This is a genomic window from Streptomyces phytophilus (genome assembly GCF_013870535.1).
GTDB classification, from domain to species: Bacteria; Actinomycetota; Actinomycetes; order Streptomycetales; family Streptomycetaceae; genus Streptomyces; species Streptomyces phytophilus.
The window spans coordinates 1-4236 of sequence record NZ_JACBXC010000488.1 but is presented as its reverse complement, the minus strand read 5'-3'; the positions used below and the strand labels follow the sequence as shown (position 1 = coordinate 4236).

General features: G+C 73.3%; 6 protein-coding genes. 3 read left to right on the top strand and 3 right to left on the bottom strand.

Going from position 1 to position 4236, the window contains the following annotated elements:
* From H5J30_RS19820 to H5J30_RS19810, 3 genes are all read left to right on the top strand, one after another.
* Positions 1-664, top strand: a 664-nt coding sequence (locus tag H5J30_RS19820) for a CHAT domain-containing protein (RefSeq protein WP_181788748.1), incomplete at its 5' end; no start/stop codon positions are given.
* Between the two features lie 164 nt (positions 665-828).
* A complete protein-coding gene (locus tag H5J30_RS19815) occupies positions 829-1023 on the top strand; it encodes a DUF5708 family protein (protein WP_181788747.1) in 195 nt (64 codons plus the stop codon).
* Between the two features lie 125 nt (positions 1024-1148).
* Positions 1149-2000 carry a hypothetical protein gene (locus H5J30_RS19810; RefSeq protein ID WP_258563420.1) on the top strand — a complete coding sequence of 284 codons (852 nt, stop codon included), beginning with the start codon at positions 1149-1151 and terminating at the stop codon, positions 1998-2000.
* 39 nt (positions 2001-2039) lie between these two features.
* On the opposite strand, the gene H5J30_RS19805 is transcribed toward H5J30_RS19810, so the two are convergent.
* The 3 genes from H5J30_RS19805 to H5J30_RS19795 all read right to left on the bottom strand — a co-directional run.
* Positions 2040-2978: a hypothetical protein gene (locus H5J30_RS19805; RefSeq protein ID WP_181788746.1), complete on the bottom strand. Its 939-nt coding sequence runs from the start codon at positions 2976-2978 to the stop codon at positions 2040-2042.
* A gap of 230 nt (positions 2979-3208) precedes the next feature.
* Positions 3209-3793, bottom strand: a complete 585-nt coding sequence (locus H5J30_RS19800; RefSeq protein WP_181788745.1) for a TerD family protein — start codon at positions 3791-3793, stop codon at positions 3209-3211.
* Positions 3794-4054: 261 nt separating this feature from the next.
* A partial coding sequence (locus tag H5J30_RS19795) for a CGNR zinc finger domain-containing protein (RefSeq protein ID WP_181788744.1) occupies positions 4055-4236 on the bottom strand: 182 nt, incomplete at its 5' end.

The following is a 4236-nucleotide window of genomic DNA, read 5'->3' as shown; positions in this document are numbered from 1 at the left end:
CGTGTCCTCCTACGCGCCGACCGTCCGCTCCCTCATCCACGCACGGCGCCACGTGGCCGCCCGAGGCCCGACCGTGGCCGGCGCGCGACGGCCCCGCCCCCTCGTCGTCGCCGTGCCCAGGACCCCGGACGCGACCGACCTGCCCGGGGTGGACGAGGAGATCGCCGCGCTGACCACCCGCTTCCCCGGAAGCCGGGTGCTGACGGGCCGGCGAGCGACCCGCGCCGCGGTGCTGGCGGAAATGCCCCGGCACCGCTGGGCGCACTTCGCCTGCCACGCCGTCGGCGCGGCGGACGCCGTCTCCGCCGGCCACCTCCTGCTCCACGACCACCGGAGCGCCGCCCTCACGGTCACGGACGTGGCCCGACTACGGCTGCGCGACGCCCGACTCGCGTACCTGTCCACATGCGAGACGCACCTGGGGCCACGAGCGCTCGCGGACGAGGCGCTGCACGTCGTCGGCGCCTTCCACATGGCGGGATTCACCCACGTCATCGGCACCTTCTGGCGCGTCGACGACGAGATCTCCCCCGCCGTGGCCCGCCACTTCTACGGCACCGACGACACCCCGGCACGTGCCCTCCACGCCGCGGTCCGCGCGCGGCGCACCCGGCACCCGGTAACGCCGACGCTGTGGGCCGCCTACCTCCACGTGGGCGCATAACCGGAACACAGGGCCGTCGCGGGGGTGAGGACGCGACTTCCGGTCCATCGAAATGTGTAGTGCCCACCTCATCCGCGGGGCCGAGGTTGCGCCCTGCTCACCCGCCTAGCATTTCGAGCAACAGCCCTGCCGGGGACGAAGCGACTTCAAGGAGATCAGCCACCGTGGCTCCCGCCTCGAAGAACATCGCCGAAGGCGCGGTCTGCGCCGTTGTCGGAGTGGCGCTGGCGTTGTTCACCGAGGATGTCAGCATTCCCGTCTTCACGCTCACGAAAGTGGGGGTGGTGCTGATCGCTGTCGGCGGCATCCAGCTGCTTTACGGCGCGTACCAGGCGTACAACGCCCGGAGCGTGGAATAGCGAACAGCCGCGCGCCGAAATGCCGCGAGGATTCCTGCCGTGGGCGGCCGGGGGCGTTCGAACGGCGGTCGGCCGGGCGGGGGCTTCGGCGTGCGGGGTTCGCGGGTGGCGGGGATGCTGCCTCCATGGGATCCGTGCTGATGACCCGATGCTGCGCCGTCGCCGCCGGCGTCGTCCTGGGGCTGGTGCCGTACGCCGTGGCCGCGGGCGGGCCGCGCGGGGTCTTCGTGCCCTGTGCACCGGACCGCGCGCGGATGCTGAACGACGCGGTCGCCGAGGGGAACGCGCGCCACGGGGCGTCGTGGGAGATCGTCCTCCAGTCGGGGTGTACGTATACGGTCGCGCGCCCGTACGGCAGGGTGAACGCCCTCGCCGCCATCGCGGGGGACATCCGGATCCGCTCGCGCGGGCCGGACGCCGCCGTGATCGCCCGCAGTGCGGCGGCGGGTACGCCGGACTTCCGGGTCCTCGAAGTGGAGATGGGCGGTCGGCTCACCCTGGACCGCATCACCGTGCGGGGTGGTTCCCTGGGCAGCGGCGCCGGTCTGTTCAACAACTACGGCACCCTCACGCTCAACCGCAGCACCGTCGAGTCGAACCACGCCCGGGAGTTCGGCGGCGGTATCGCCACCAACGGCGAGCGGGCGGCCACCGTGCTCAACGACACGACCGTCCGCCGCAACTCGGCGGTCTTCGGCGGCGGCGGCCTCTTCTCGAACGCGGGCACCACGACCCTCAACGCCGGCCGCGTCGTCTCGAACCGGGCGACCGGCGGGGTGGGCGGGGGGATCCTCAACAACGGCAGCCTGAGCGTGCTCCGTCTCGACGGCACCGCCGTCACCGGCAACCGGGCGGCCGAGACCGCGGGCGGAATCTTCAACGGGGGGCGCGTCACCGCCGCGGGGTCGCCGGTCACCGGCAACCTGCCGAACAACTGCGCGGGTTCCCCCTCCCCGGTCCCCGGCTGCGCCGACTGACCGGGGGGAGGGCGGTCGGGCCGTCGGCGCGCCTTCCGCTCAGGTTGCGCAGAGCGGCAGGGTTCGTACGTATCCGCCGGCGTTCTCGTCGTCCGTGCCCAGGAAGGCGTCCGCGGAGCCGGGCCGGCACTCCACGGCCTCGATCTTGTAGCCCGGGAACGTGCCGAGGACCCTCGGGGACGGTGCGAGCGTGACCCGTACGCGGCCGTTCGCCGCCACCGTCACCCGGCCCGCGTCGCTCACCGCGGAGTCGAACGGGCCGTCGTCGCCCGCGTCCGCCGCCGAACCCGTGAGGATCCGGCCGGAGTCGGTCACCGAGATGTCGGAGATGTGCCGCGTGCCGTCGTCGATCGGGTACGTCGCCCGGTAGGCCCGGTGCGTCACCGCGCCCCACTGCGGCTGCCCCCACGGGGCGAACGTCAGGGGTGCCGCGTACAGCGTGGCCGGGCGCTCGGGGCCGGCTCCGCGGTCCGCCCACAGGGCCGCGAGCCTCCCGTTCCGGGCGACGAGCGCGAAGCTCTCGAAGTCGTCGCCCTCGCCGATGGCCGGCAGCGGCGCGTAGTCGACGACCGTCGCGGTGGTGCCGGTGACCGTCAGGCGGTAGACGATGCCGCGGCTGGCGAGCGCCAGGTACTCCCCCGGCATCCCGGGGACGGCTTCGATGGCCTCCAGGTCGACGGGCTCCGGCCCGTCCCAGGTCACCGGGGCGACAGTGGCGGTGCCCTCCTCCTGGGTGATCCGCGACAGGCGCGGCTGCCCGGACCTCTTGTTGTCGTGCACCACGAGTACGCCGGCTCCGGCGTCGGCTCCGGCTCCGGCCGCCGTGCCGTCCTCGTACGCGGCGCCGCTGACTCCGCTGCGCGCGTCGCCGCCGACCTGCTGCCACGCCTCGTCCGCACCGGCCGGGGCGGTGCCGATCACCGCCAGGAGGGCGGCCGCCGCGGTGAGCCAGGCCGTGCACTGCGTGGGGAGTTTCACCGGGGGACTCGCTCTCTGCTTGCCGACAGGGCGCGGGAAGCGCGCCCGGACGGCAGGTTATGGAGCACGGCGGGCGAGACGGGGCGGGCGTTGCCCCGTTTGCCGGAGCGCGCGGGCGGGCGCACCGAAGCACGACCCCCGGGTCCGTGGACCCGGGGGTGGTGGGGCGGCGGCGCGGCGTTCGCCCGGGGGGCGGCGTCCTGGGCGTTCGCGCCTCCTTGCCGCTTCGGTTACTTGCCTGCGGCGAAGCGCATGAGCGAGTGCTCGTTGCCCTGCTTGATCTTCCCCGTCTCGTTGATCACCTGGAGCCGCCAGGACGCGCCGGCGCGGGTCGCCTTGGCCACCGCGCAGCCGTTGTCGGTGGTGAGCAGGCTGGGCCAGATGTCGGCGACCTGCTGCGCGCTGCCGCCCGAGGCGTCGTACACCTTGAAGCTGATGTTGCGGGCCTTCTGGAAGCTGCTGCCCTTCTTGTAGGCGGCGGCGACGAAGACGATGGCGGTGATCTGGTCGGGCATCCGGGAGAACTCGACGGTGACCGTTTCGTCGTCGCCGTCGCCCTTGCCGGTCTGGTTGTCGCCGCTGTGGACGATCGCGCCGTTGCCCATCGGGTCCAGCGAGTCGAGGCCCGCCAGCCGGACCGGGTCGGATCCCGCCATGGCGATGGCGATCAGGTCGAGGTCGGTGCCCTTGGTCTGGCGCAGCTTGCCCATGATGCCGCCGCTGCTTCCGACCGTGGGGTCCCAGGAGACCCCTATCGACAGGTGGGTTACCCCGGCCAGGTCCGCCGGCTCGTCATCTTTCGTAAGCGTGATCATTGCCGATCCCTTGGTGGTGAGACGGTGCAATCCGAAGGGGAGCCGGGGCCCGCGGGCTTCCGGTGACACCCACTCCGTATGGGAACATACCGTGCCGGGCCGGACGCCTGGGAAGTCCGGCGGCCCGGATTCACGGGCGCGGTCCTCCGGCGGTACCGCTGCCCGTGCGCGGTGCCTTCGCGGATGACGCGGACGAATGGGGATCTCCCCGACTTCCCGCGGTCCGTCGCAGAGAAGCCCGCGGAGGCGGGCGGCGGGTCCTCAGTCGAGGCAGTGCGTGGTCTCCCTGGTCGCGCAGGTGCCCAGGGAGCACCAGCGGCGGCGGCCCGGGGCGTCGAGGAACAGCCAGCCGCAGTCCGGGGACGGGCACGCGGTGACGGTGAAGCGGTGCGGGTCGGCGAGGAGGTCGGCGGCGCTGCGGGCCACCGCGAGCACCGGGAGCC

Bases quoted from the DNA above. Each gene is read 5' to 3' on its own strand.
- H5J30_RS19810 (WP_258563420.1), top strand. From the start codon at position 1,149: ATGGGATCCGTGCTGATGACCCGATGCTGCGCCGTCGCCGCCGGCGTC.
- H5J30_RS19800 (WP_181788745.1), bottom strand. From the start codon at position 3,793: ATGATCACGCTTACGAAAGATGACGAGCCGGCGGACCTGGCCGGGGTA.